Consider the following 26,691-nt stretch of genomic DNA (forward strand, 5'->3'; position numbering starts at 1 on the left):
GAAATCTTGGTCTCTGTACGGGTTTTATATCGGTATAGAGCTTTTCCGCTTCGTTTTAATGAACGTTGAAGTAACGGGCTTCCGGATGGGCAAAGACCATCGCTGTTACGGAAGCTTCCGGTTCCATCATGCATTCCTCTGTCAGATCAATACCAATATCCTCTGGTTGAAGAAGTCGGAACAGCTTCTTCTGATCTTCAAGCTCTGGACACGCCGGGTAGCCGAAAGAATACCGCTGTCCCTGATATTTGGCTGAAAATCGTTCCTGCATTGTAAAGTCTGTCGCATCCGGGAATCCCCAGCGGTCACGCATTTCCTGGTGAATCTTTTCAGCCAGCGCTTCGGCTGTCTCCAGAGCCAGTGCCTGCAGCGCATGGCTCTCCAGGTACCGGCCGTTATTTTTCAGTTCCACGGACCGCTGTCTGATTCCTTTGCCTGCGGTAACTGAAAAAAAACCGACATAATCCATCTCTCCGCTTGAAACGGATCTTACATAGTCTGCCAGGCAGAGGAACGGTTCTTTCTGCTGCCTTGGAAACGTAAAGCGTTCCATGAGACGGGTTTGATCCCGGGGGTCGTAGATCAGGACATCATCGCCGTCGGACTGCGCGGGGAAAAACTGGTATAAGGCAGAAGGTTCGATCCAATTGTTTTGTTTGGCCTGCGTCAGCAGTTGATTGACGACTTCGTTTAAATGGACGGCTTTTTGATTTCCTTCTGCCAGCAGCTTCTCGAATCTACCCTTTAATCCGAGGTGGTGTCCAATCAACATCTGCTTATTGATATACGGTTCAACGTGTGCGACTGGGTGTCGGCTAATCAAATGCCGCTGAAAGTCATGTGGCTGGTAGACGGGTCCATTTGCAGCAACCGTTGAGACTGGGCGGACAGCCGTGGTTGTGCCTCCGCCTCTGTTTTTTTCCGGGGCTGGACGGTTCGATCGCTCGACTGCAGCTGCCTGTCTTTCAGCCTGTTCACTCAGGAACTGTTCCCTGGAGTCTTCACTGCTTAATTGATTGGATATAGCCAGCCCGTCCATGGCATCCTTGGCATATAAGACAGGCCCTCCATATTCCGGTGAAATTTTTGTATGGGTGAACTTCCGCGACAGGGCAGCGCCGCCGACAAGAATCGGCAGGTGGATGTTCTGCTGTTTCAAGTCCTGAGCGGTTAATACCATCTGCTGGGCAGACTTCACAAGAAGACCGGAGAGTCCGACAATGCTCGGTTTTTCTTGCTGTATCTGCTGAATCAGCTCTGCGGGTGTCACTTTGATTCCGAGGTCGACGACTTCAAAACCATTGTTGCTTAAGATGATTTCGACCAGGTTTTTGCCGATGTCATGAACATCTCCTTTGACTGTCGCAAGCAGAACCTTGCCTTTTTTATTGGAAGCATCCCCTTTTTCCATATGCGGCTCAAGGTAGGCGACGGAAGCCTTCATGACTTCGGCACTCTGCAGAACCTCAGCGACAATCAGCTGGTTATCATTGAACAAGCGGCCGACTTCAGCCATGCCGGTCATTAATGGACCGTTAATAATCGAAAGAGGTGTGTCATACTGTTGGAGGGCGAGGTTCAAATCAGGGATCAGCCCTTCCTTCGTACCTTCCACGACATAATGAGCGAGCCGCTCCTCAAGAGTCATGGTTGATGTCGGCGTTTTGGATTCCTTTTTCTTTCCGCGGTAAAAAGCTGTGAAATCTGCCAGTGTTGCGTCATTGGTATGAAACAGCAGTTCATCGGCGAGGGAGATTTCATCCCCGCCGATCGAGGCGTACCGCTCGAGCTTTTCCGTATTCACAATCGCGTAATCGAGACCCGCTTTTGTACAGTGATACAAATAGACAGCGTTCAGCACTTCCCGGCCGACTGGAGGAAGCCCGAAAGATACATTACTCACCCCGAGGACAGTCTGGCAGAGAGGAAGGTGCTGCTTCATCAACCGGATGCCTTCAATTGTCGCTTCTGCTGACCCGATATACTGCGCATCTCCGGTACCGACGGGGAAGACGAGGGGGTCAAAAATAATATCACGTGGGTTGATTTCGTATTCGTTTACGAGAATATCAAAGGAACGTTCGGCGATTTCCAGTTTCCGCTCCGCCGTAACGGCCATCCCCGTTTCATCAATCGTCCCGACAACAAGTGCCGCTCCGAACTGCTTAGCTAGGGGAAGCACCTCTTTGAAGCGCTCTACACCATCCTCCAGGTTGATGGAGTTAATGATCACTTTCCCCTGGGAAAAGGTAAGTGCTTTCCGGATGACGTGATAATCCGTGGAGTCGATTACCAGAGGCACCTTCACCTTATTGACGACCTGCTTCATGAAGGCTTCCATATCCTTGATTTCCTCCCGGTCCGGGTCGGCGAGACAGATATCGATGACCTGTGCTCCTTTTTTCACTTGGGCGCGGGCAATTTCCGACGCTTCCTCGTATTTTTCTTCTGCAATCAACCGTTTGAACTTTCTGGACCCGATTACGTTCGTCCGCTCCCCTACAAGGATCGGGCGGTCAGCGGGGTCATCATAAATCAACGGCTCGATTCCGGATAGTGCGTGGGCATGGTCTTCCGGGGCGGTTCTTGGAGTGTACTCTTTGACGGCTTCCGCTATGGCACGAATGTGATCCGGCGTCGTGCCACAGCAGCCGCCGACAATATTCAACCATCCTTTTTCAGCAAAACCTGCCACTTTAGATGCGAGAGAAGCCGGGGTTTCATGATAATGTCCTTCTTCATCGGGCAGCCCTGCATTGGGGTAGCAGCTGACGGAGGTGGCAGCAAGATCCGAAAGAGAGCGCAGGTGATCCCGCATAAACTCCGGCCCTGTGGCGCAGTTCAACCCGACGACAGCCGGATTCATATGTTCCAGCGATAAATAAAAGGCTTCTATGCTTTGTCCGGCAAGGGTCGTTCCCATCGGCTCAATCGTACCGGAAATCATAAGGGGCAGCTCGATTCCGAGTGCATGACCGGCTCGTGTAATCCCGAGATAGGCCGCTTTGACATTCAGCATATCCTGGGACGTTTCCAACAACAGAAGGTCGACGTTTCCCCTCATTAATCCGCGTGCCTGTTCCTCATAGGTGTCCGCCAGCTGCTCGAATGTCGTCCCACCGGTGACGGATAAGGTTTTCGTCGTCGGCCCCATCGCTCCTGCAACAAAGCGGGGGTGATGTTCTGTGCTCATTCGTTCTGCAGCCGTTTTAGCGATTTGTGCTGCTTTGATATTGATTTCCTCAGCCAGGTGACCGAGATTGTATTCATCGAGGACAAGGCTCGTCGCACCAAACGTGTTGGTTTCGATAATGTCCGCTCCCGCTTCCATATACCGGGTGTGGATGGTATCAATCAACTCCGGGAAGGTGAGGTTCAAATATTCATTGCATCCGTCGTAGTCCTCGCCGCCAAAATCCTCAGGGCTCAGGCCGGCTTCCTGAAGCATCGTCCCCATGGCTCCGTCCAAAATGAGAATCCTTTTTTTCAGTTGTTCGTCAAACCATGTGGATGCCATCGGACATCTTCCTTTCCTGTTCCTTTGTTTTCTGTTTAATGTACTTCGTTAGTTCCACCGTCATCTCGTAGCGGAGGAACGGGGTGATCAAGTAAATGCCGTTAAACAGGTCAACCGCTGTATCGATGAGGGACTTTGCTATGCTGATGCCCTCGGCCTGTGCTTGTTTCCGGTCCTGTCCGGCTTTTTCCATTTTTTCCAGTATGGAAGGAGACAGGGTGATGCCGGGCACTTCATTGTGAAGGAATTCAGCATTGCGTGCGCTTGTCAACGGCATGATGCCGATGTAAAGAGGGGCTTCCACTTGTTTTGTCGCTTCATAGACTTCGAGAAGCTGCTCTTCGTTAAACACAGGCTGACTGATAAAGTAATCGGCGCCGGAGGTAATTTTCTTCTTCATTCTTCCGACGGCACGGTTCAAATTTCTTACATTCGGATTAAAGGCTGCAGCGACTGAGAATGATGTTTGGTTCCCGAGAGAATTTCCGGAAAAAGAAATGCCTCTGTTCATCTGCTTAATATAGTGAATGAGATCCAAAGATGACAAATCATAGACAGACGTCGCTCCAGGAAAATCCCCGATCTTCGTGGGATCGCCGGTGACCGCCAGGACTTGGCGGATGCCTTGTGTATGAAGACCCATCAAGTGGGACTGCAGACCGAGAAGATTGCGGTCCCGGCAGGCGATATGGACGAGTGGATCGACATCATATTTTTCTTTAATGATCGAAGCCATGACAGAGTTGCTGATTCGTGGAGAGGCTAGGGAGTTATCCGCAAGGGTGATCGAGTTAACACCAGCTTCCTGAAGCGCTTTGGACCCTTTAAGAAAACGATCGATGTTCAACTTTTTCGGGGGATCCAGTTCGACAATGATGGACCGGCCTTTCTTCGCCGCTTCATGGAGGTGTGGTCGTTGATCTTTAGTGGATTGGACGGCTGTTTCGGTCTTTTGTCGGACAACTACAATCTTTTCTTTGATCGGTGCTTTTCCTTTTACTTTGGATGCGATGGCTTCAATGTGCTCCGGTGTTGTGCCGCAGCACCCGCCGATGATCCGCGCCCCTTGGTCGTAAAGCGCCCGGGCGCTTTTTTGAAAGTAGGAGGGATCTGTCGCATAAACCAGTCTGCCATCCTGAAAGGCCGGCAGACTGGCATTCGGATAGACCGATAGAAAAGCTTTTTCGGGTAAGGGCACTTCTTCTAAGGACTGGATCATATGGTACGGGCCGAGACGGCAGTTGATGCCTGTCACGTCCGCTCCGATTTTTTCCAGATGAGTGAGCGCGTCAGGGAGTGGTGTACCATCCTGCAGCACCCCGGGTTCATGCATCGATACCTGGGCAATCAGAGGAAGGTCTGTTTCCTTCCGGGCGATCGACAGAATGGTGGAGAGTTCCTCTAGATCATAGAAGGTTTCAAAAAGAAGGCCGTCCACTTGTTCAAACAAAAGACAGTAGAGTTGTTCGCGGAAGCTTCGTTTTATTTCCTCAAGAGAAACAGCTTGTTTCTGAACCCCCCGGATGCCGCCGACCGTTCCGAGTACATACGCCTTGTCGCCGGCGGCATGTCTTGCGAGCTGGACAGCGGCTGTATTGATCTCCTTCACGTGATCCTCGAGGCCGTAACGGCCAAGCTTGATGTAATTGGCGCCGTACGTATTGGTTTGAATCAAATCGGCTCCTGCCTGGACGTAAGCGTCATGAACGCTTTTCACTTCTTCTGCATGCGAAAGGTTCAGTTCCTCGAAACACTGGTCGACCCCGTAGGAATAAAGAAGAGTCCCCATCGCCCCGTCTCCGACTAGTGTTTGTCTATGGAGGGCTTCACGTAATGTCATATACTCACCCTCCTGTCTTCAGTAGTCCGTTCGATTTGGTTCAAAGCCTGCGAAAAGTCTGCGATCAGGTCCTCCGGCTTTTCCAATCCGACCGATAAACGCAGCAGTCCGTCCGTGATGCCGCGTTTGGCCCGTTCCTCCTTAGGCATGGAGGCATGGGACATCCGCGCCGGGTACGATAAGATCGACTCGACAGCTCCAAGACTTACGGCATACACCGGAATTTCGACCGCTTTTGTGAATTGGCGGACCGCCTCCTCGTCACGGAGGCGGAACGATAGAACGGCTCCATACCCGTCGGATTGATACGTGTGGGTGGAATTCCCCGGATGACAGCGGAAGCCTGGGTAGTACACGTGCTCGACCAGAGGGTGACTGGATAAAGCTTCTGCGACTTTTGCCGCTGATTGAGATGATTGGGTGATTCGGCAGTGGAGTGTCTTCAGGCCGCGGAGCACGAGCCAGCAATCGTGTGCGCCCAGAATAGATCCGAAAGAATTCTGTAGAAAAGAAAGAGCCTCTGCGACATCTTCCCTGTTGGTCACAGCTAAGCCGGCAACGACATCACTGTGTCCGGCAATGAACTTCGTTGCACTATGGAGGACAAGATCGGCGCCAAGGTCGAGCGGACGCTGCAGGGCTGGTGTCATAAAGGTGTTATCGACAAAGGTGAGGCAGTTGTTCGCTTTGGCGAGTTTTGCCACTGCCCTTATATCAGTGATTTCAAGTGTTGGATTGGAAGGAGTTTCAATATATAACAGCTTCGTATTCGGCTTTATGGCTGTAGCCACTTCATGAAGATCGGTCATGTCAACAAAGGTGTGATCGATTCCAAAGCGGTGGAGAACATCGTGGATCATTCGGAAAGTCCCCCCGTATACGTCCTTGGTTATAACGATGTGATCCCCTTTGGATAAAAGCATGAACGCTGTGGAAATCGCTGCCATTCCGGAGGCGAAAGCAAAGCCTTTCGTGCCGTTTTCAAGGCCGGCGATCGTCTCTTCCAACGCTGTTCTTGTCGGGTTTCCCGACCGGCTGTAGTCGTAATCCCCCGGTGTGTCAAAATCCTGTTGGTGAAAGGTTGAGGCCTGTTGGATCGGGACACTCACCGCTCCGGTCTGCGGATCGAACTTCTGGTCGTTGTGAAGCAGGCGGGTCTGCAGGGAATGGGTATTCATTGGACGGATTCCTCCTTAGGTAATTGACTCAAAGTAGATTGAAGATCTCTCAAAAGATCATCGATGTGCTCCACGCCTACGGAAAAACGGAGCAGTTTATTGCACACGCCGTAGCGGACGCGTTCTTCTTCAGGGATATCGGCGTGGGTCTGGGTGGCGGGGTAGGTGATGAAGCTTTCCACACCTCCGAGACTTTCCGCGAAACTGATTAAATTCAATCCTCTTAGAAAAGGATCGATCCAGGCTTCTTCCTTTAGTCGGAAGGACACCATGCCGCCTTTTCCTGGGTAGAAAATATCACTCACACATGGATGATCCTCCAAGAATTGAACGACGGCTTTCGCGTTGCCTTCATGCTGCCTCATTCGTAGAGGCAGGGTTTTCATGCCGCGCATGACGAGCCAGGAGTCAAACGGCGACAGGACAGCTCCGGATGTATTTTGATGAAAAGCGAGCTTTTCGCTGATGTCTGCGCCTTTACTGACAAGCAGTCCGGCCAGAACATCGTTATGTCCGGCCAGGTATTTCGTCGCGCTGTGAATGACGACGTCCGCTCCTTCCTTCAGCGGCTGCTGGAGAACTGGTGTATAAAGGGTGTTGTCGACTATCAGCAGGAGGTCTTGTTTTTCTGCTAGTCCGGCCATCTGCCTGATGTCGGTTTGGTGCATGAGCGGATTTGTCGGAGTTTCAATGTAAACGGCTTTCGTACGTTCGGTCACATAAGAAGGCAGGTCATTCAGCCTTTCGTTTTCCAGGTAGGTAAACTGCAGACGGTAACGCTCCTTCATATGTTCAAATAAGCGGTAGGTCCCTCCATATAAATCTTCGGATACGAGAATTTCATCTCCTTCGCGGAAAAGAGAGAGGACGGTCTGGATGGCGGACATTCCGGAACTGAAGGCAAAACCTGCATCACCTTCTTCGATATCGGCGATGGAGGCTTCCAGGATTTTTCTTGTCGGGTTACCCGTCCGCGTATAATCAAATCCTGTAGATTCCCCGAGCCCTGGGTGCCGGTAAGGGGTGGAAAAGTAAACCGGTGGGTTGATCGCTCCATACGGTTCGTTCCGCTGGTTTCCTGTCTGGACGAATTTTGTTTCCGTGTGACACATAAAAATACTCCTTTCGTTTATGAACCGATCAAGAGAGGAAGCAGTGTGAAAACAAAAAGGACGCCTTCTCTAAGAAGAAGGCGTCCTGGATATCCAAGGCTTCTTCTTATCTTTCAAGTTGATCAACAACTTGCTGGAGTTAGCACCCTTCTGGTCGATACCAGGGGTTGCTGAGGCTTCACAGGGCCAGTCCCTCTGCCTCTCTTGATAAGAATATAATTGTAAGTTCATGTAAATGTTGATGACTACTCTACACTACTCAGAAAGTTTTGACAATATGCATGCGGAAGATTTTCCAATTTTTAATCGGAACGTCCTGATTTTATCCGTATTCCTTTTGGTGGGCCCGTTTTTTCTCAAGGTATTCTTCATCTTCGCGGACTTTGATCCATTTCTCTTCGAAAATCCGGGCTGATTCTGCTTTTTCCTCATCTATATCCCGGTCATTGATATCTCCATCGTCATCGTATTTTTTTCCGCCTTTATAATTGGCGTACCGTCGCGAGCGTGTATACCCCATCTGGAGGAATTTACGGGCCATATCCATGCCGACAAAATCATCGTTTTTCTTATACTCTTCGAACATGGCGTAGATTTTTTCTGACGACTCTTTTGCGATCTCAGGTGTTTTGAAGCGCCAGTGCTGCAGAATTTCACTTTTGTAGGGCTCGACGAGAAGCACCCCCTGTTCTCCGCGCCCGACGCGGTATTTTCCGGGTTCTTCTCTGAAATCAATGGAATCAAAATCCAGATCGTAATCAAAAGGCATGGTCCTTCGTCCTTTCTGTATTTTCTATGCCGAACATATTTAATTTCAGGTCCCTGGACATTTTTTTGATCAAAGCGCCGCCGGCTGTACTGTTTCCCTTTTCATCAATGGCAGGGCCGACGACACCGATGCCCATTCTTCCAGGAACCGTACCGATGATGCTCCCGGATACTCCGCTTTTACACGGGAATCCAGCTTCGACTGCGTAGTGACCGGAGGAGTTGTACATCCCGGAGGTCATCATGATGGCTTTTACGGTTCTTAGGTGGTGGGCAGGAATCAAGCTTTCTTCCGTATCTGGATCGAGACCGCCTTTAGCAAGGAACAAGCCGACCCGGGCAAAGTCATGACAGCACATCATGACTGAATTCATACGATAGTATAAATCCAGCGCTTCTTCCACATCGGTCACAAGGGTTCCTGTGCTGTGCATAAAGTAGGCGAGGGAACGGTTGCGCGAGCCGTTCGCCTTTTCTGCTTCGTACATCTCACCGCTCATTTCTAGATGATCGTTGCTGGTGATTTTCTTTAAGAAATTCATGTAGCGGTCGAACCGGTTTTCCACGCTCTGTCCTTTAATAAGGGAAGCTGTAGCGATGGCGCCCGCGTTAATCATCGGATTGAAAGGCTTGCTTGTGTCATAGGATTCCAGCTGGCTGATGGAATTGAAGAAATCTCCCATCGGCTCCATTCCTACAGTTTGAAAAACACGGTCCTTTCCGAAGTCCTGGAGAGCAAGCATCAAGCTGATGACTTTTGAGGTACTCTGCATCGGAATGTATTTAGCATGATCCCCGGCGCTGTAACTCGAGCCGTCTGTCGTGATGATGCTGACGCCGAGGTAGTCTTTATTTGCCTCCCCGTAATCAGGAAGGTTCATATTCACCTTTCCTTGAGAAGCATAGGGACGGCTGTCTTCAATGGCTTCTTCCAAATAGGAGTTCGATAGTTCTGTCATAGCGTTTCTCCTTTTTTGTAGTTCAGTACCCTTTTACAGAAAGTGGGTAAACAAAAAAGAGCAGCCATCCCCGCAGGGAAGTGGCTGCATGTGCTTACTGCTGCTTTAAGTAGCGCCGGTCTTTCAGGAACAACCTCCAGAATAAATAGAAGGCTGGAATCAAAATTCCGAACCCGACGGCGTAAACGATCAGCATCGGATAGAAGGTGGACGCGTTGGTGAACCCATCGCTGACTGTTAAATCCGGGTAAATCAAGTACGGCAGGTGGGCGGATCCGTAGGCATAAATAGCGAATCCGTACTGCAGCACGATCATGATGACGGCAGGTCGGGCCCGTCCCTTTCTTCCGTCCGGTTTTTTCAAAAACAAAAGAACATAGCCGATCAGGAAAAACAATAAGGAAAGACCGAAGATGAGCCAGTTCTGCTCAATATTATCAACGATCCAACCAGCTTCTTCAGGAAACGTTCCAATGGTCAGCATAGCGACGGCGATGCTGACAGGTCCGAGCCAAAGAGCATGTTTCCGGAAGGTATCATACGCGTCCCAATCTTCGGCTTCCTTGGCATAATCCATTAAGAAGACGGAAGAAATGAACAGTTCTGTCGAAAGGCCGAACAATACGTGCATGTACAGCGTCGGATGGGTCAGAAGATCTCCGTATTCCAACCGTGGATAATCATCTTCGAAACTGATGAACCCACCGAGGGTGATCGGGAGAATACTAACGAGCAGGGCAGGAATGATCAGCCCTGTGACCCCGGAGGTGACACGAAGGAGTCCGACAAATTTCCCAGCATAGTGCTGGAACACCATAAAGGTGGTGCGGATCGTCAGGAGCAGCAGTCCGAGCGCGACAGGAACAAGCAGGACACTGCTCAGAAGCGTCGTTGCATAAGGGAAAAACGTGACCACAGATACGACGAAGATGACGAGGAATACATTGGTGACCTCCCACGTCGGAGATAAAAAGCGGTTCGCAATTTGGGAGGCGCTTTTCTCTTCACTTTTTCCATAAATCATCCCCCAGAACCCTGCTCCAAAATCAAGAGAGCCAAGCATTGCGTAAATGAACAGCAGGCTCCACAAAATGGTGACGGCCAGTGTTGAAGCTTCCATGAAATGTTCTTCCTTTCTCTGCCTTTATTGAGAGCTCAAGTCCCGGCTGACAGGGTTTCTCTTGAAATAGAACCGGAGGACGAATCCTGTGACGAACAACAGAGTGATGTACAAACCCATGAACAAGTAAAAGAGAAAACCGACACTTTTGGATTTTGTTGCAGCTTCCCCTGTTCTCAGGACATCTGTAATCGTCCACGGCTGACGCCCGATACAGCTGAAGCACCAGCCGGCTTCAATCGCCAGCAGAGCCAGCGGGCCGCTGACGACAAGGATGGCGAGAATCCATCCGGGAAACTCTTTTTTAAGAACAAGTTTCCAGAACAAGGCGGCAAAAGCGACGGCAATCAGGACGGTACCGATGCCGACCATGACATTGAACAGAATATGGACATACAAGGGCGGCCACAGCTCCTGCGGGTATTCATTCAGACCGATCACTTCGGTATCAAACCGGTCACCAGCAAGGAAGCTCAGTCCGTATGGAATTTCAATGGCGTACTTCACCCGCTGGTCCTCGAGGGATGTGTAGCCTCCGACAGAAAGCGGGGCATAACGCTGAGTTTCGAACAGCCCTTCGGCAGCTGCCAGTTTTCTTGGGTTGTATTCATGCAGCATTTGAGCGGTTTCGTGGCCGTTGATCGCTGTTCCCAAAGACATCAACGCGCCGAAATAAAGGGCGATCATCAACGCTTTTTTATGGTAGGCCCGCTCCTGATCAGTGATTTTTGATTTCATCAAGCGGAGGGCGGCTACGGAAGCCACAAGAAAAGCCACCGTCATGTAGGCGGAAAGGGTAACGTGAATGGCGGTGACGCCGAAGCTCGGGTTGAAAAAGGCCGCCCACGTATCGATGTCTGTAATCTCCCCGTCCGGCAGCATCCGGAATCCCGCCGGGGTGTTCATCCAGGCATGCACATCCGTAATCAGTATGGCCGACGCAGTCGCTCCAAGAGCAACAGAGATGATGCTCACAAGACGGAGCGTCGGCGGCAGGCGGTCCGCCGCATATAAATAAATCGACATGAAAACCGCTTCAATCAGGAAAGCGAAAATCTCCATCTGGAACGGCAGGGCGATGACTTGGCCGACGATTTCCATGAAATCAGGAAACAGCAGGGAAATCATTACGCCGACAATTGTTCCGGATGCGATCGATACAGCAAGCAGGATGGCGAAAGCCTTCGTCCATCTTCGCGCCAGCAGGGCATAATCGCTGTCTTTTTTAATGAAATACATAACTTCCGCAATAATGATCATCACGGGAAGCCCTACACCGATAGTGGCGTAGATGATATGGAAGCCCAGGGAAGTTCCGAAAAGGGCACGGGCCATGACGACGATATCCATTTGATTTCCCACCTCACAACAAGTTTCAATATCCTTTGGTTATTCTTCCTATGAGGTGGAGGATTATTCGTTAGCAGGAACCTTTTTCTACAAGAACCATATACTCGTCGATGGAAAAGTGTTCAACACCTGAATCTGATGATGTAATCGAAAAGTAGGCTTTCGTATGGCTGTCGGCCGATAATAAATCCTGTTCTATGGCGTGCTGTTCTGTTGGAGAAGGCTGGGTGCGGGCCACCCACGACGAAAAGGGGAGGGTCTTCTGTCGTCTCAAGTGTTTCTTCACAATCAGCGATTGGTCGTTGAATAAGGCCTCCCATTCCGATACCTTCAAGGCGCGGACGTGGCTGGGGTCCCTCCTTTTTTCAAGAGCGTTGTAAAAATGATCAAGCCGATCATCTTCAGGGGCTGTGTTATCGATCATGAGGAAGCGGCCGCCAGGTTTCAGGACGCGGGAGACTTCCGATACAAAGGTATCGGGTTCAGGAAAGTGGTGGGGAGCAATCCGGCAGGTGACCGCATCGAAGTAATCGTCAAGAAAAGGAAGCTCTTCAGCATCCGCTATAATGAACGCGATATTGGCCATGCCGGAAAGATGGGCGGCTGTGTTCTGAAGCATTTCCTTTGTCAGATCCGCCGCGTAAACACGGTTCACGAACGGCTGCACGGCCTTGGCCACATGACCGCCGCCTGTAGCTGTATCCAGCACCCTCCAGTGTTTTTCCGGCTTCAGCCATTCGACCAACAGTCTCAAATCATCAGGGTTGTTATGGGTGGTGCTTTGGACATAGGCCTCTTTGTTTTTTGAGAAAGTTTCCTGTACACGCCGTTTCTGTTCGTTTTTCATCACAGACACCCTTCCTTCAATGGAGTTGTTTATAGTGTAATCCGAAGCTTTGGTTTTGGATAATACCAATCTTTGATCTGCCGTGATCACCAGAACAAATCAAAGATCCAATCGTAAAAAGTGACAGAAAATCAGTGGGGGTGTAAAGTGAAATCCACACGTATAATCCGTAGGGGAATGGGCGAAGATGGGGGTAAGAAACTTTTTGACATCCCTGACGTTCCATTGTACGATTAGAGAAGATACGTATAGTTTCATTGACGGGAAGAGTAAATCGATCACCTGACCTGTAGAGAGTCGCTGGCTGGTGGAAAGCGACGGCGGAATCGGTTGAAGATCATCCCTGAGAAGTTCTGCTGAAATGATTGAGAGTAGGTGGAACCGGCTGACGTCCGTTATCCGTTTTTTACCGAGCGCCGTGCGGCTGAACCTGCACGGAATATGGGTGGTACCGCGGAATGAACATCCGTCCCTGTTTTCATACAGGGGCGGATTTTTTGTTTTTTTCAGGGGAACTGTATCCAGTTGTGTCCCATGTGATTATCTATACAAAATAAAAGGGTAAGAGGTGGAAGAAATGCGCAGTGTCAATACGAAGGAAGTGGCTTTAGACCGCGAGAATCGTGTCAAAGATTACTGGAAACAAGAAGATGTCTTCCGACGCTCCATGAATGAGCGCGAAGGCGCAGAAACTTTCGTTTTTTATGAAGGACCTCCGACAGCGAACGGACTTCCGCACGCGGGTCACGTCCTCGGCCGGGTCATCAAGGACTTTGTGGGCCGTTACAAAACGATGCAGGGCTATCAGGTGCTGCGTAAGGGCGGCTGGGATACTCATGGTCTTCCGGTTGAACTGGAAGTTGAAAAGCAGCTCGGCATTTCCGGAAAGCAGCAGATCGAGGAATATGGTGTAGAGAAGTTCATCGAGAAGTGTAAGGAAAGTGTCTTCAACTATGAAAAAGAGTGGCGTGAATTCACGGAATCCATCGGGTACTGGCTCGATATGGATGATCCGTATGTAACGCTTCAGGACCGTTATATTGAAAGCGTCTGGTACATCCTGAGTGACCTTCATAAGCGCAACCTGCTATCCAAGGGTCACCGGGTTACTCCGTACTGCCCGAGCTGTCAGACAACCTTGAGCTCCCACGAAGTGGCTCAAGGCTATGAAGATGTGAAAGACTTGTCCGCGACAGCGAAGTTCAAGGTCAAAGGGACAGAGAATGAATTCTTCCTTGGCTGGACGACGACGCCTTGGACACTTCCGGCCAACGTTACCCTGGCTGTCCATGCAGATCTCGATTACATCAAAGCAGAAAAAGACGGCGAAGTTTACATCGTTGCTGAAGCTCTTGCTGAGAAAAATCTTGGCGAAGATTATACGGTCGTATCCAAGCATAAAGGAAGCGAGTTCAGCGGTGTATCCTATGAAGCACCATTCCCGTTTGTAAAGCCTGAGCGTGGTCATTTCGTTGTCGAAGCAGATTTCGTCAACGCCGAAAGCGGTACGGGTGTTGTTCACATCGCACCTGCCTACGGGGAAGATGACTACAACCTCGTCAAAGAACACAATCTTTCCTTCTTTAACGTTGTAGACGGACAGGGACGCTACACAGCAGATATCCCTCCATTCGAAGGACGCTTCGTGAAAGACTGTGATGTAGATATCGTGAAGTACCTGGCTAATGAAGGTCTTCTTTTCCATAAAGAAAAATATGAGCACAGCTATCCACACTGCTGGCGCTGTGATTCACCACTGCTTTATTACGCAATCGAAAGCTGGTTCATCAAAACGACAGAGCTTAAGGACCAATTCCTTGCCAACAACCAGCAGGTCGACTGGCATCCGGATCACATCAAAGACGGACGCTTCGGAAACTTCCTCGAGAATATGGTCGACTGGAACATCGGTCGGAACCGTTTCTGGGGAACACCGCTGCCGATCTGGATGTGTAATTCCTGTGACCACCAATACGCTCCGCACAGTAAAGCGGACCTTCAGGAAAAAGCGATCGGAGATATCGGAGACGTTGAGCTGCACAAGCCTTACGTCGACCGTGTTCAGGTTTCCTGTGAAAAATGTGGCGGCACGATGGACCGTGTGCCGGAAGTCATTGACGTCTGGTTCGATTCCGGTTCCATGCCGTTTGCCCAGCAGCATTACCCGTTCGAAAACCAGGAGCAGTTTGAAAAGCAGTTCCCGGCTGATGTGATCTGTGAAGGAATTGACCAGACACGTGGCTGGTTCTACAGCCTGCTTGCGGTTTCTACGCTGTTCACAGGCAAAGCACCGTATAAGCGCGTCCTTTCCACCGGCCACATTCTTGATGAAGAAGGCCGTAAAATGTCGAAGAGTAAGGGAAATGCCCTTAATCCGACAGACATCGTCAATAAGTTCGGTGCCGATCCGTTCCGCTGGGCGCTTCTTGCGGACAGTGCCCCTTGGAACAACAAACGTTTCTCTGAGCGTGTCGTGATTGAAGCCAAGTCCAAAGTCATTGATACCCTTGTGAACACGCACGGTTTCTATACGCTGTACGCGAATATCGACGGCTACACGTTCAATAAGGATGAAACCGGGGAGAAGACGCTGCTTGACCGCTGGGTCCTTTCCCGTTTGAACAGTGTGACAGCTGTCGTGGAAGAAGCCCTTGAGGATTACGACTTCACCAAAGGAGCGAAGGCTCTTGAGAAATATATCGATGAAGTGAGTAACTGGTACATCCGCCGCTCCCGTGACCGTTTCTGGGAAGAAGGCATGACCGAGTCCAAAAAAGCGGCCTACCATACGCTTCATGAAGTGCTGACGCAGCTGAGCCAGTTGATGGCTCCGTTCACACCGTTCTTGGCTGAGGATATCTACCAGAACTTGACGGGTGAAAGTGTGCACCTGGCCCACTTCCCGAAAGTGGACGATGCTGTCGTCAATAAACAGCTGGAAAAAGATATGGACGCTGTCCTGCAGGTGGTCGAGCTTGCCCGTGGTGTGCGTAATACAGAAGCGATCAAGACGAAACAGCCGCTCTCTGAGCTTGTCGTCATTCCGGTCAACCCGGATCTGGGCAAGGCGCTGGAGGAATACAGCAGCATCATCCGTGATGAGATCAACGTCAAAGAAGTTGTTGTTAAGCAGTCTTCCGAGGATCTTGTCCGTTATGAAGTGAAGCTGAACTTCCGCGCAGCCGGCCCGGTACTTGGTAAGAATGTCGGTCTCGTCAAAGGCTATCTGGAAAAGCTGTCGGAAGAAGAAGCCGCAGCCGTTGTCCAAAATGAAAAAGCAGTCGTGCCAACAGCCGATGGTGAGGTTGAAGTACCGATGGATCTGTTGAACGTGGAACGTGTGGCCGACGCCGGCCTGTCCATGGGGTCCAACCAGGACTTCCACGTCGTTCTTGATACATCCATCACAGAAGAGCTCCGCCTTGAGGGCCTTGCCCGTGAAGTGATTCGTGTGATTCAGGATGAGCGGAAGCAGCAGGACCTGCCGATCGATCTTCGTGTCGACATCGCTCTTGCCGGTGATGAAGAAGTACAGGAAGCCATTAAGCAGAACGAACAGCTGATTCGTGAGAATGTCCTCGTTAAGGAGCTCACGGTCGGCGAAAAAGAGGAAATGAAAGAGTATACCGTTGGTGATCATACACTGAAACTGGCTCTTACACAGTAAGGATGGAAAGTCCCGGCTCCGGCCGGGGCTTTTTTGCCGTTCCGGTGTTTTGACTTTTTTTGCAGGATGTCCCAAAATAAGAAGCAGATGAAGAGGTGAAATCATGGCAGAAAAGGTATCAAGCACACGATGGTTTGGGATGGCTGTTCAGGCCCTTGTCGTCCTTGCTGAAAATGAAGGACTCTGCCCGAGTGGAAAGCTTGCCGAAAAGCTGGAATCCAAATCTGTGTTCTTAAGAAAGATCCTCCGTCACTTAGTGAAGGCGGGATTGATTCACGCCAAAGAAGGTAGAGAAGGGGGCTATTCCTTAGTGAAAGACCCCGAAGATATAAAGCTGTCAGAAGTCTATGAAGCAATGAGAGCGGAAACTTTTCCGAAGGGTTTCTTTAATGTCGGAGGCAAAGAATGCTTTGCGCCTTCTACAAGGGAATCCTTGATTGAACTCCGTAATGATATGGAAAGCTGGGTTGTAGCCGGGCTTGAAGAGAAAACCATTGCCGACCTGATTCAAAAGGAATCGTAATGTTGTTTTAGACGGACTGTCGAGAGAATTCTCGGCAGTCCTTTTTTTCTGTAAAATCCGAGATGTTTTTTGTATGGAAAATGGACGACCTTTTATTCAACAAAGGGCACCCTCAAATTCAGCTCATGATTAGTAAGGTCACGTTCCGCTTATCGGTGGATCTTTTTCCCACAGGCGTCACTACGGAAAGCTGGAGTTGATCTCGCCATTCCATTCGTAAAAAGGGTCTTATGAACAGAAACGGATGGAAGCGAAACGTTATGCCGGGCTTTTCTTGGGTTATCATAAACTGTAGTTGACAAAGGAACAGTTAAATCATATACTGTTCTTGTGATAAATACAGTTTAAAGGAGCATCATCATGTCTCAAAATACAATGAGTAAAGAAGAATACCTAAATAAAGTAAAAGAAATCGATACAACGAAAGAAGCACCGAAGCAGCTGGAGGATACGGATTTTCTAACCGTAGCCAAAGAACGCCGCTCTGTCCGCCAGTATGATCCTGAATTCAAAATGGAAGAAAGTGAAATCCGTGAGATTCTGGAAACAGCGGTTCTGGCTCCATCTTCCAGTAACCTTCAATCGTGGAGATTCCTTGTCATCGAAGATCAGGCGGAAAAAGAAAAGCTTCTACCTATCGCCAGCAATCAGCAGCAGATCGTCGATGCATCCGTCGTTGTGGCTGTTCTTGGTGACCGTGAGGCCTATAAAAACGCAGACCAGATTTACAGCCAGATTGCTGAAAAAGGCAACATGCCTGAAGACGTGAAAAATATGTACGTCAACAGCATTTTTGATAACTACGGAAACTTCCCGACAGAGCGTCTTGCGAAAATCGCTCACATCGATGGCGGAATCGTGGCCAACCAGCTGATGCTTGCAGCAAAAGCGAAAGGCTATGACACCGTACCGATGGGCGGTTATGATGAAGCGCAGTTCCTGGAAACTTTCAATGTTCCTGAAAACTATGAAGCTGTTATGCTGATTTCCCTTGGAAAAGGTACAAAAGCTGGTTTTCAAAAGACCCGTCTTCCATTGGACGAAGTGGTGCAGTGGAACCGTTACGAATAAATAAAGCATGCCGTTCCGATATAGGGACGGCTTTTCTTTTCGGGAATTTTCTATCCACGGAAGGGAATGGACGTTGTCTGTCGAATGATGTAGAAGAAGAATTTAAAGGAGGTTTTCCTATGTTTAAAAAGCTGGCCAGTGATGCCCTCGGGTTGAGTGATATTGGGAGAATTATTTCTAAAGAAGATTTTGATAAGACCCAGTCGGATGATTTTGTCCTGACGGAAGATGGAGAAAAGATCCACTTTCTGATCAAATCAAAAAGTGATGAGTACTGCTTTACCAACCGGGCCCTCATTCACCTGGACGGGGAGAAAGCCTCCAGCAGCAAACGGAATATTCTGCGCTACGACTATTACAAAAATCCGATTCGAAACGTAACCATAGAAACCGCAGGAACCATCGACCTTGATCTGGAAATCAAATTTGCCATCGGCAGTCAGTCCATGAGTATTGATATTGCTAAAGATGAAGGCGAGGCCATTGCCGATCTTTATAAATCCCTTACAGCGATTTCTCAGATTCAGGAAGACCATCAGCTCCATGCGGAATATGCGAGAGAAAGTCTGGAGGCTGCCCGTGATCTTCTGCGCGAAAACAGGTTCCATGACAATCAAGTCTCCTCTGAGTTTAAGGAATCCGTAACGTTCACCTATGATTGGCTCGCTCAAAAGCACACCGAGCATACACGCAAGGATTTCAGGGAGATCTTCGAAAAGTACATCCAGAATTAAGTTCTCTGCGCAGTATAATAAGAGGGCCGTCCTCTGATGATCCTGGTTTTAAAAAAGCCTGTAAAGACATCGTGTCTTTACAGGCTTTTTGTATATTTAGTTATTCATCCCGTTCACTGATCCAGTTCTTTGAGTTCGTACAACGGAACTTTCTGAACGATATTCGGCTGATCCGTCGGGTGAATCCTCGCCATTTCACTGCGTTCTATCACTTCTTCAATATAAATTTCCCGGTCCTTATGATGGACCTGGATCCTATCAGGGGAATGAAAGATTTCTTTGGCGCGTTCTTTGTTCATCATGGAGACCTCCTGTCGTTTACGTTTACTGTCTGCCTCCACGACGGTTTATATGCATCACCGCCCGATAATGAAATCGAGCTTTCTTTTGATTCCGTTCAAAAACATCTCCAGGGAAACTTCCTCTTCATACACGTACAATAGAAACTCGAAAGCCAGGGAACTGTATATGATTTCGGCAGCCTGATTGGCGTTAAAATCCGCGGGCAGCAGCTCTTTTTCCTTCATCTCATTCAAAAGAACGATCATTTCGTCCACCAGCATGAAGTCGATACCGATCATTTTTCTGCGATTTTCGGCGTCGCCTTCCATCACGGGGAAGAGGCTGTTCATCATTTCTTTGAACACGGATTTATCCATCGACGTGAACTCCTTCATCCGGTTCCATAAGTACATATAAATCATTTCCGCCGGCTCTTGATTCGTCGATGGATGGACCTCTACAGAGGTGGTCTCCAGCTGCTGAATAAAGCTTTCAGAAAAGGAATCAATAAACAAATCCATCAGGGATGGGTAGGTACGGGCAGCTGACACTTCAGAAACTTCCGCTTGTCCGGCGATTTCCTTTACGCTCGTTCCACTGAATCCTTTGGTGGAAAAGAGGCTGTAGGCCGCCTTCAGCATCCGCTGCTGTTCTTCTTCGTTCATGTGCATAGGGATCAGCTCCTTCAAAACAGTAAGTACTCTCCTTTTGAGTGTACGCTCTTTTGCAGGAAATGCAACGGAATCTAAGCGTGATCCAACATCCGGTTCAGGGCAAGACGTGCCGGCCCGGCCACTTGTTCGGCCACTTTGATCCGGTTCGGAGGTTGGCCTTCAGCCAGCGATTCGAGAGCCCATGCCAAATGGGGGAGGTCAATCCGATTCATCGTCAAGCATGGACACATCCTTGGGTTAAGTGAAAGGATATGCTTGTCCGGGTGCTCCTGGATGATCCGGTTTACGAGGTTCATTTCCGTTCCGATTGCCCATGCGCTGCCCGGAGGAGACTGTTCGATAGACTGGATAATCATATTAGTGGATCCGGAAATGTCAGACGCTTCGACAACCTCTCTTGAGCACTCCGGGTGGACGATGATCTTCATATCCGGATATTCCGCACGAATGTGATCCACATTCACGGTGGTGAAATTTTCATGAACAGAGCAGTGTCCTTTCCATAAGATAACCTGGACCTCATCCATGGGGCCGCTGCCCACCAGCTCTTCCTGAACCGGATCCCATACGGCCATTTTTTCTAGAGGAATTCCAAGCTCGAAGGCTGTATTCCTGCCCAGATGTTGATCAGGGAGGAATAACAGGCGTGGTTTTTGGTTGAACGCCCACGTCACCATATCCGCTGCATTCGATGACGTGACTGTCGCCCCGCCATGTTCCCCGACGAACGATTTAATCGCAGCTGTGGAATTTACATAGGTGAGAGGAAGAATCGTGTCTCCAAACAAAGCCGTCAACTGCTCCCATGCCCGTTCCGTCTGGCGGATATCAGCCATGTCAGCCATGGAACACCCTGCCCGCATATCGGGGAGGAAGACGTGCTGATCTTCTCTTGTTAAAAGGTCCGCCGTTTCCGCCATAAAGTGAACACCACAAAAAACGATGGCTTCCGCCTCGTGCTGAGTGGCGGATAGTTGGGCAAGCTTTAACGAATCTCCGCGGGCATCAGCAAATTGGATGACTTCATCTTTTTGGTAGTGGTGTCCGGGAATGAATAACCGAGGACCCCATTCTTGTTTCACTCGTATAATCATCTCTTCAAGCTCTTCATCAGCCATCCTCTTGTACCGTTCAGGCAGGGAGGGGCGTGTCGAATTCAAAGTTTCAAAAAGGTTCATAACATCTCCTCCTTCATTAAAACCGCCCGGGCGCTGAAATCAAGCGATCGGACGCTGTGGGTTAAAAAGCCGAGGGAAATGTAGTCCACGTTCAAATGGCGGTAAGTGGAAAGGTTGTCCAGATGGATGCCGCCGGAAACTTCGGTCGTGATGGTCTCTGGAATAGAAGGAAGCATCCGTTCAATGTCTTCAGGAAGACGGTTATCAAACATAAGGACGTCCACCCCCGCATCCACCGCTTCCAGCACCTGTTCGTCTGTCTCGGTTTCCACTTCGATGTTCACCATATGGCCGGTTTTTGCTTTGATATGCTGGACGGCGTTTGTAAGAGATCCATAAAAAGCGATGTGGTTGTCTTTTAACAGGACAGCATCATATAGTCCGAAGCGGTGATTGTATCCGCCACCGGCGCGGACGGCTTCCTTTTCAAACATCCGCAGCCCCGGCGTCGTTTTCCTCGTGTCACAAAGACGGATCTTTGGATTCCCGAGGGTCCGGACAGCTTTCCTGGTCAGAGTGGCGATGCCGCTCAGCCGCTGAATGCAGTTAAGGACGACCCTTTCCCCTTTCAGAAGATCCGTCATCGGTCCGTAAACCTCAGCCAGACAGGTGCCCGGCTGGAATTCGTCTCCGTCCTGGACAAGCACCTTTGTTCTAACCTTTTCGTTGAGGAGATGGTAGCTGTCTGTAACCACCCATCCTCCGCAGAATATTCCTTTTTCTTTAGCGGTGATGCGCAGCATGCCGTGCTGATCGGCAGGAAACAGCAGATCCGTACTGACATCGTAATCTCCAATATCCTCGATTAAGAAATCCTTCAGTTTATCCAAGCGTTTGATGCGGTTCATCATTCGTCTCCTTTGTGTGGGATTGAAGCAGGATGGTCTGGTCCTTCCACTCTGCCTGTTCTTCGGGATAGTCAGAACGAAAATGACTGCCTCGGCTTTCCTTTCGTTCCAAAGCAGCGGTCGTAATCAACCGGGCTGTATGGAGCAGGAATAAAACCGTTACCTGCTCCTTCGTCAACATCCCTTTATCAAAACCATGACCCGTTGGGAAAGAGTCCAACCATTTTTTATGGGCATGCAGATCCTTATGGTTTCTTACAATTCCTGCTGCTTCCATCGTCCGCTTCTGAATAACCTGCCGTTCAGGGAGGTGAAGGGGAACGGCAGGCGGCGGACTTTTTTTCCGTCGCTGCGAGGGGAGAGAGGATGACAGGGAGTTCAAAAACCGTGCGGCTCTTCTGCCGAAAACGAGGCCTTCCAACAGGGAATTGCTCGCCAGTCGGCTGGCACCATGGACTCCTGTACAGGCGTTTTCTCCAACAGCATATAATCCGGGAACGTTCGTCCTGCCCCTGTCATCTGTTTTGACCCCTCCCATAATAAAATGACACCCAGGTGCCACAGGAATCAGACCTTGCTGAAGGTCGACCTGATGCTTCAGGCAGAGGGCGGTTATGGAAGGAAACCGTTCCTGAAAACGAGGCACGTGCCGGATGTCCAAAAAGACCGGCCGGCCTTTTTGACGGTAGTGAAAGATGGTCTGAGCCGTCACATGGCGCGGGGCAAGATCTTCCATCGGGTGGATCCCTTTCATGATTCTTCTGCCGGTCTCATCGACAAGCACAGCTCCCTCTCCTCGTACAGCTTCGGAAATTAACCCGGCGCCCTGCCCGCTAATGTAAAGAAGGGTGGGGTGAAACTGGATATACTCCATATCAATCAACTCCGCTCCAGCCTCAAAAGCAAGAGCGATGCCGTCCCCTTCAGCGGATGCTGCATTGGAAGTACAGGCATACACCTGGCCGCACCCTCCTGCAGCGAGGACGGTATGGGGAGAAAGGAAGGTATGGATCTTCCCGTATGCATCCTTACTTCGTGCACCAAAACATTCTCTCTGATCGTTGATAAGTAATTCAAAAACGAACTGATTTTCCAGAACAGTTACGTTTGGCGGCAGCACATCTGCCAAGCATTCCACAAGCCTCCTGCCGGTTTGATCTCCCCCTCCGTGGACAATGCGGCTTTGTCCATGGGCGCCTTCCCGTCCCAGCTGAAACTGTCCCAGTGAATCTTTATCGAATGCGCAGCCGATAGAAGCCAGATCATGGATGACGGAGTTCGCTTCCCGGGTCATAATGTGAAGGGGCCGCGATGCATTGGTAAAGCGGCCGGCTTTAACGGTGTCGTTGTAATGGGAGGAAGGGCTGTCATCCCCGCCAAGTGCTGCCGCAACTCCGCCCTGCGCCAAGAAAGAATTGCTGTGTTGTAATGTAGACTTTGTGAGTAATATCACATTCATTGTCGGACGAAGGTGTCTGGCAAGCTGTAAAGCAGAAGCGCCGCTTCCAATGATCAAAACATCTGCATCCATGTCGTTTCCTCCTGTTAATGTATATACATATGTATTGACACTAATGTTCACATAAATTTAAACTGAAGGCAAGTGTTTTTTGAACAGGGGGATCGATCATGAATCGATATTTTGATTATGCGGCCACAAGTCCGGTGGATCCAGAGGCATTGGAGGCTTATGTCCATGCTGCCACTCACTACTATGGAAATACGCAAAGTCTCCACGATGCAGGAACAAAAGCTTCCTCATTATTGGAACACTGCCGGAAGAAGCTTGGGGAACTCCTTCACGTCCCGTATGAAGGAATTGCTTTTACGAGTGGAGGAACAGAAAGTAATGAACTGGCTGTATCGGCATTAATAAGGGCACTTAACAGTCAGCATCTTGTCATTTCCGGAGGGGAACATTCTTCCATTCACAATCTGGCAGAGCGGATGAAAGGACAGGGCATCCGAGTGACGATCATCCCGCTGCATCCAAATGGGCAGGTCGATCTTACAAAACTGGAAAAAGCCCTGTATGATGAACCTGCTGTCGTCGCTCTTCACCATGTCAATGGAGAAATCGGGTCCATCCAGCCAGTGGAAGAAGCTGTCCATACGGCAAGGAGGTATGGATCTCTGCTCCACTGTGACTGCGTACAGTCCTTTGGGAAAATTTCCTTAAGCACCATCGGATCCATTGTGGACAGTTTATCGGTTTCCAGCCACAAAGTGTCCGGGCCCAAGGGGACAGGGGCTGTATACATACGTCCTGATCTTTCCTTTCAGCCTCTTACCCCAAACGTGACCCATGAAAAAGGGGTACGCCCGGGAACCGTGGATGTACCGGGGGCCGCCGGATTCGTTACGGCTGCGGAAAAAGCAGTCAAGCACCTCCCTGTACGTGCTGCTTATCATCAACAATTAAAAACATCTTTTCTTGAGGAGTTAACACCGGGATATTGGCAGCTGGCCGGAGACACCGAACATCAGCCTGTGCCCATCATAGGTCTGATGATCGATAACCATCAGGGGCAGTGGATGATGCTGGAAGGCAGCCGGAAAGGGTACTTCTTTTCGACGGGCAGCGCCTGCCGCACCCATACGCAGCAGCCATCGTATACGTTAAGCGCCATGGGGGTGAAAGAAGAAGACGCGAAGTCTTTTATTCGGATATCCTTCAGCCATCACCATTCAAAAACGGATATCCTCGATCTTGCCCATCATCTGAATCAGTATCTGCCTCGGGAGCACGTTTGAAAGGCAGGGACATGCTTCCTATTTTTTTTTCATACAATGAGGGAAAGGGGGGATAGGATGGGGATTTTTCATGAATTCAAACAGTTCACCATCCGGGGAAGCGCTGTCGATATGGGGGTTGGAATGGTGCTTGGAGCTGCATTCAGCGGTTTTATCGACTCCCTCGTCACCGACCTGCTTCTTCCTCCCATCGGTGTTCTGTATTCCAGTATGAATTTCGAAAATATGTTCATCAGTCTGGACGGCTTGTTTTACCCTTCCCTCGCGGCAGCGAAGGAAGCAGGAGCGGCAACCATCAATTATGGACTTTTTCTTACCGCTTTCATCCGTTTCGTCATTATTCTATTTGCTGTCTTCCTCGTTGTAAGGCAGATGAATCGTTGGAAGAAACCACATCAGCACCCGCTGGACGGCCTGACAAAAAAAGAGTGTCCGTACTGTTGTCTTCCTATTCCGCCCCGGGCAGTCATCTGTCCGCATTGTTCATCCTCGCTGGAAGAGCAGAAAATTTCCTCCCGGACACATGGCACGACGTGGAGAATCAAATAAAAAGGCGCAGTGATGACACTGCGCCTTTGGTTATGTGCGTTATTCAGCTGATTCTTCCTCAGATTCTTCTTCAGAACCCTCTTCGGAATCTTCGCCTTCCATTTCAGAGGAATCCTCTGATTCTGTATCACCGGATTCCTGCTCTTCTGTCTGCTCTTCCTCTGTGTTGCCTTCCTCTTCACTTTCTCCGCCGCATGCTGCCAGTGTTAAAACAGAAACCATACCTAAAGCCAGTAACCATTTCTTCAACATCAATAAACTCCCCTTTCAAAATTGAGGTACGTCCACAAGATACCTCCTCATTGTTAAGATAAATTGAATAACTTGTTATATTATGGTAAAGTCTGATAATTTAAAAAGATTTGGTTCATTGGTCGGGTGACTTTAGGAGGGATTTATTTCCTGAGGAGTGGAGGGAGAGATTCAATGATTTGGGACATCCTACAACTATGAAGATGTAGGAGGTGCCGCTTTGGATAACAAAGTCAGCGGCTGGTGTCTCGTCAGTATGGCTTCTATACCTCTTGTGATGACGCTTGGCAATTCCATGTTGATTCCTGTACTTCCGATTTTTGAAAAGAAGGTAGGCATTACGTCTTTCCAGTCCAGTACGATCATTACCAGCTATTCCATTGCTGCTATTATTCTCATCCCTATTGCCGGTTATTTATCGGACCGCTTCGGGAGGAAGATGATCATCCTGCCCAGTCTCGTACTGGCTTTTATCGGGGGTTTGATTGCTGGTTTTGCATCCTGGAAGCTGGAGGAGCCGTTTCTATGGATCACCATCGGCCGCGTCCTTCAGGGAATGGGAGCAGCGGGAGCAACGCCCATTATCCTTCCGCTTGTGGGGGATTTGTACAAGGATGATGATGCAAAGGCAAGCTCATGCCTGGGGATCATTGAAACATCCAATACGTTCGGGAAAGTGCTCAGTCCTATTTTGGGAGCAGCTTTTGCAGCCGTCTTATGGTTTTTACCATTTTTCTCGATCTCTTTTTTCAGCCTCATCTCAATTGTTTTAGTCTTTTTCTTTATTCAGGTGCCAAAAGGCGGGGAAGAAAAACCCCGGCCTTTTAAGCAGTTTATTAAAAAAACGAAAGAAATTTTTAAGCGGGAGGGGGCATGGTTATATCCTGTTTTTCTTATTGGTGCCTATGCCATGCTCGTTTTATTTGCCGTCTTGTTTTTTATGTCGGATATGCTGGAGAAGGTCCATGATATTAAAGGAGTAAAAAAAGGATTTGTGCTGGCCATTCCTTTATTCACCTTGTGTATGTCTGCTTTCATCACAGGGAGAAAGATTAAGGGAGATACTGACGTCATGAAAAAGGTGCTCCTTTTTTCTCTGCTGACGGCCGCTGGTAGTGTCGTATTTACAGGCTATATGCATGAGCGGCTGGTATGGCTGCTTGTCGTAACAAGTATCCTCGGAACGTCTATCGGGGCGATGCTGCCTACGCTGGATGCTTTGATTACAGAAGGGATTGAGAAGGAGGAAAGGGGGACCATCACCTCGTTTTACAGCTCTTCAAGGTTTATCGGAGTAGCCGCAGGTCCTCCGCTGATGTCTCTTCTGATGAAAGAATATATGAACGTCAGCTATATGGCGGCAGGGGCAGCGGGGGCTTTGTTGTTTATCATCGTATGGAAGCTTGTGCAGCCTGACAACCAAAAAACAGCATAAACCAGACGGTCGATAGTGTTCGCGGCCGTCTTT

The 26,691-nt window shown here is 49.5% G+C and carries 22 protein-coding genes, 1 riboswitch and 1 other annotated feature; of the genes, 7 read left to right on the plus strand and 15 right to left on the minus strand.

All coding sequences use genetic code 11. The annotated features are described in order from the left end of the window. Positions 1–55: 55 nt before the first annotated feature. From metH to ACXAGL_RS08625, 9 genes are all read right to left on the minus strand, one after another. Positions 56–3,517 carry a methionine synthase gene (gene metH, locus ACXAGL_RS08585; RefSeq protein ID WP_474990801.1) on the minus strand — a complete coding sequence of 1,154 codons (3,462 nt, stop codon included), beginning with the start codon at positions 3,515–3,517 and terminating at the stop codon, positions 56–58. Next, positions 3,498–5,357 (minus strand): bifunctional homocysteine S-methyltransferase/methylenetetrahydrofolate reductase, encoded by a 1,860-nt coding sequence (locus tag ACXAGL_RS08590; RefSeq protein WP_474990803.1) that lies wholly within the window; start codon positions 5,355–5,357, stop codon positions 3,498–3,500. The genes metH and ACXAGL_RS08590 overlap by 20 nt, the downstream gene beginning before the upstream one ends. Continuing rightward, positions 5,354–6,535: a cystathionine beta-lyase gene (gene metC, locus ACXAGL_RS08595; RefSeq protein ID WP_474970301.1), complete on the minus strand. Its 1,182-nt coding sequence runs from the start codon at positions 6,533–6,535 to the stop codon at positions 5,354–5,356. Before metC ends, ACXAGL_RS08590 begins: the two co-directional genes overlap by 4 nt. Beyond that, positions 6,532–7,647: a methionine biosynthesis PLP-dependent protein gene (locus ACXAGL_RS08600; protein ID WP_474990805.1), complete on the minus strand. Its 1,116-nt coding sequence runs from the start codon at positions 7,645–7,647 to the stop codon at positions 6,532–6,534. Before ACXAGL_RS08600 ends, metC begins: the two co-directional genes overlap by 4 nt. A 103-nt stretch (positions 7,648–7,750) precedes the next feature. After that, a riboswitch (SAM riboswitch) is annotated at positions 7,751–7,861 on the minus strand. A 108-nt stretch (positions 7,862–7,969) separates the two neighbouring features. Then, positions 7,970–8,416, minus strand: coding sequence for a DUF4385 domain-containing protein (locus ACXAGL_RS08605; protein WP_474970303.1), 447 nt, complete (start codon positions 8,414–8,416; stop codon positions 7,970–7,972). Further along, complete coding sequence (gene glsA, locus ACXAGL_RS08610; protein WP_474990807.1) at positions 8,406–9,374, minus strand: glutaminase A; 969 nt, start codon at positions 9,372–9,374, stop codon at positions 8,406–8,408. The genes ACXAGL_RS08605 and glsA overlap by 11 nt, the downstream gene beginning before the upstream one ends. 94 nt (positions 9,375–9,468) lie before the next feature. Next, positions 9,469–10,494: a cytochrome d ubiquinol oxidase subunit II gene (locus ACXAGL_RS08615; protein ID WP_474970305.1), complete on the minus strand. Its 1,026-nt coding sequence runs from the start codon at positions 10,492–10,494 to the stop codon at positions 9,469–9,471. Between the two features lie 24 nt (positions 10,495–10,518). Then, positions 10,519–11,844, minus strand: coding sequence for a cytochrome ubiquinol oxidase subunit I (locus ACXAGL_RS08620; protein WP_474970306.1), 1,326 nt, complete (start codon positions 11,842–11,844; stop codon positions 10,519–10,521). Between the two features lie 70 nt (positions 11,845–11,914). Then, positions 11,915–12,691, minus strand: coding sequence for a class I SAM-dependent methyltransferase (locus ACXAGL_RS08625; RefSeq protein WP_474970472.1), 777 nt, complete (start codon positions 12,689–12,691; stop codon positions 11,915–11,917). Positions 12,692–12,939: 248 nt separating this feature from the next. Further along, positions 12,940–13,168, plus strand: a binding site (T-box leader). 100 nt (positions 13,169–13,268) lie between these two features. Here ACXAGL_RS08625 and ileS point away from each other — a divergent pair. The 4 genes from ileS (at position 13,269) to ACXAGL_RS08645 (ending at position 18,686) form a co-directional block, all read left to right on the plus strand. Further along, complete coding sequence (ileS, locus tag ACXAGL_RS08630; RefSeq protein ID WP_474970307.1) at positions 13,269–16,358, plus strand: isoleucine--tRNA ligase; 3,090 nt, start codon at positions 13,269–13,271, stop codon at positions 16,356–16,358. Between the two features lie 103 nt (positions 16,359–16,461). Beyond that, positions 16,462–16,881, plus strand: a complete 420-nt coding sequence (locus tag ACXAGL_RS08635) for an RrF2 family transcriptional regulator (RefSeq protein ID WP_474970308.1) — start codon at positions 16,462–16,464, stop codon at positions 16,879–16,881. 360 nt (positions 16,882–17,241) lie between these two features. Further along, entirely contained in the window at positions 17,242–17,952 is a 711-nt protein-coding gene (locus tag ACXAGL_RS08640) for a nitroreductase family protein (protein WP_474970309.1), read from the plus strand. 119 nt (positions 17,953–18,071) lie between these two features. Continuing rightward, positions 18,072–18,686, plus strand: a complete 615-nt coding sequence (locus ACXAGL_RS08645) for a PH domain-containing protein (RefSeq protein ID WP_474970310.1) — start codon at positions 18,072–18,074, stop codon at positions 18,684–18,686. Between the two features lie 113 nt (positions 18,687–18,799). On the opposite strand, the gene ACXAGL_RS08650 is transcribed toward ACXAGL_RS08645, so the two are convergent. From ACXAGL_RS08650 to nadB, 5 genes are all read right to left on the minus strand, one after another. Then, the gene (locus ACXAGL_RS08650) at positions 18,800–18,985 is read right to left on the minus strand and encodes an H-type small acid-soluble spore protein (RefSeq protein ID WP_474970311.1); all 186 of its coding nucleotides are present in this window, start codon (positions 18,983–18,985) and stop codon (positions 18,800–18,802) included. Between the two features lie 57 nt (positions 18,986–19,042). Then, entirely contained in the window at positions 19,043–19,639 is a 597-nt protein-coding gene (locus ACXAGL_RS08655) for a TetR/AcrR family transcriptional regulator (RefSeq protein WP_474970312.1), read from the minus strand. Positions 19,640–19,713: 74 nt separating this feature from the next. Next, positions 19,714–20,820: a quinolinate synthase NadA gene (gene nadA, locus ACXAGL_RS08660; RefSeq protein WP_474970313.1), complete on the minus strand. Its 1,107-nt coding sequence runs from the start codon at positions 20,818–20,820 to the stop codon at positions 19,714–19,716. Further along, a complete protein-coding gene (gene nadC, locus ACXAGL_RS08665; RefSeq protein WP_474970314.1) occupies positions 20,817–21,668 on the minus strand; it encodes a carboxylating nicotinate-nucleotide diphosphorylase in 852 nt (283 codons plus the stop codon). Before nadC ends, nadA begins: the two co-directional genes overlap by 4 nt. Then, positions 21,643–23,199 (minus strand): L-aspartate oxidase, encoded by a 1,557-nt coding sequence (nadB, locus tag ACXAGL_RS08670; protein ID WP_474990809.1) that lies wholly within the window; start codon positions 23,197–23,199, stop codon positions 21,643–21,645. The genes nadC and nadB overlap by 26 nt, the downstream gene beginning before the upstream one ends. Before the next feature lie 98 nt (positions 23,200–23,297). Between nadB and ACXAGL_RS08675 the strand changes: the two genes are divergently transcribed. Beyond that, positions 23,298–24,422 (plus strand): IscS subfamily cysteine desulfurase, encoded by a 1,125-nt coding sequence (locus tag ACXAGL_RS08675; protein ID WP_474990811.1) that lies wholly within the window; start codon positions 23,298–23,300, stop codon positions 24,420–24,422. A gap of 57 nt (positions 24,423–24,479) precedes the next feature. After that, a complete protein-coding gene (gene mscL / locus ACXAGL_RS08680; protein ID WP_474970317.1) occupies positions 24,480–24,971 on the plus strand; it encodes a large conductance mechanosensitive channel protein MscL in 492 nt (163 codons plus the stop codon). Between the two features lie 39 nt (positions 24,972–25,010). On the opposite strand, the gene ACXAGL_RS08685 is transcribed toward mscL, so the two are convergent. Next, positions 25,011–25,223 carry a hypothetical protein gene (locus tag ACXAGL_RS08685; protein WP_474970318.1) on the minus strand — a complete coding sequence of 71 codons (213 nt, stop codon included), beginning with the start codon at positions 25,221–25,223 and terminating at the stop codon, positions 25,011–25,013. 256 nt (positions 25,224–25,479) lie between these two features. Between ACXAGL_RS08685 and ACXAGL_RS08690 the strand changes: the two genes are divergently transcribed. Then, positions 25,480–26,658: an MFS transporter gene (locus ACXAGL_RS08690; protein ID WP_474970473.1), complete on the plus strand. Its 1,179-nt coding sequence runs from the start codon at positions 25,480–25,482 to the stop codon at positions 26,656–26,658. The last annotated feature ends 33 nt before the right edge of the window (positions 26,659–26,691 follow it).

This window comes from Halobacillus sp. ABA4_118 (assembly GCF_056160205.1).